Source organism: Rhodococcoides fascians A44A (assembly GCF_000760735.1).
Taxonomy (GTDB): Bacteria; Actinomycetota; Actinomycetes; order Mycobacteriales; family Mycobacteriaceae; genus Rhodococcoides; species Rhodococcoides fascians_E.
In genome coordinates this window covers 2,730,064-2,731,087 of sequence record NZ_JMEX01000008.1, presented here as the reverse complement: position 1 = coordinate 2,731,087, position 1,024 = coordinate 2,730,064, and the positions used below count along the sequence as shown (strand labels likewise).

Below are 1,024 nucleotides of genomic sequence, written 5' to 3'. Positions count from 1 at the left end.
CTCCCTCACCTACGCCACCGAACTGTTCACCCCCGCCACCATCGACCGATTCACCACCACCTTCCAACGCGTCCTGAAAACCCTTGCCGCCACACCAGACACACGACTGGCAGCGCTCGATGCCCTGCCCGCAGCCGATTCGGGCCAGATCTCCACACTCTCGGCGGGTCCGGTTGTGCCGGTGGCGGATTCGACGGTGGATGTGTTGACTCGGCGGCAGGCGAATGTGTCGGCGGATGCGGTCGCCGTCATCGACGACACCGGAACGCACTGGTCGTACGCCGATTTCGATGCCCGCGTCAACGCATTGGCACACGTTCTGATCGAACGTGGGGTTCAGGTCGGAGACCGCGTCGCCGTTCAACTCCCGCGCAGCATCGAGCTGGTGACCGCCCTGCACGCCGTCATCCGCGCCGGCGCAGCGTATGTCCCCATCGACCCCGACTACCCGGACCAGCGGATCACCCACATCCTCGACGACGCGTCCCCCACAGTGGTCATCACCGAAGATTTCCTCGACAACCCTGTGGTCGCGGCACGTCTGGCACGCGGCGAGCGTGTGGCGCCGGTGTTGGCGCGGGCCCTCACCTCGGCGGACACGGCCTACGTCATCTTCACCTCCGGTACCACCGGACGCCCCAAAGGCGTCATGATCTCCCATCAGGCGATCATCAACCGCCTCACCTGGATGGCCGAGGACTACGGACTCGGCCCCGGTGATCGGATCCTGCAGAAAACCCCCGCCGTCTTCGACGTCTCGGTCTGGGAATTCTTCCTCCCCGCCGTCATCGGCGCCACCCTCGTCGTCGCCAAAGACGGAGGCCACAAAGACCCGTCCTATCTCGCCGAGGTCATCGACCGCCACCAGATCACCGTCCTGCACTTCGTGCCCGCCATGCTCGCTGCATTCCTCGGGGCGACTCCTGACCCGGACCGGTTGGCGTCGGTGCGGCGAGTGTTCTTCTCCGGCGAAGCCCTCCCCGCCGCGAACGCCGCCGACGCCGCAGACCGACTCTTCGCCGGA

1 protein-coding gene is annotated in these 1,024 nt (G+C 66.3%); it reads left to right on the top strand.

Annotation, left to right across the window (positions count from 1 at the left end; genetic code table 11):
• A partial coding sequence (locus tag BH95_RS24995) for an AMP-binding protein (RefSeq protein WP_208601198.1) occupies positions 1–1,024 on the top strand: 1,024 nt, incomplete at both ends.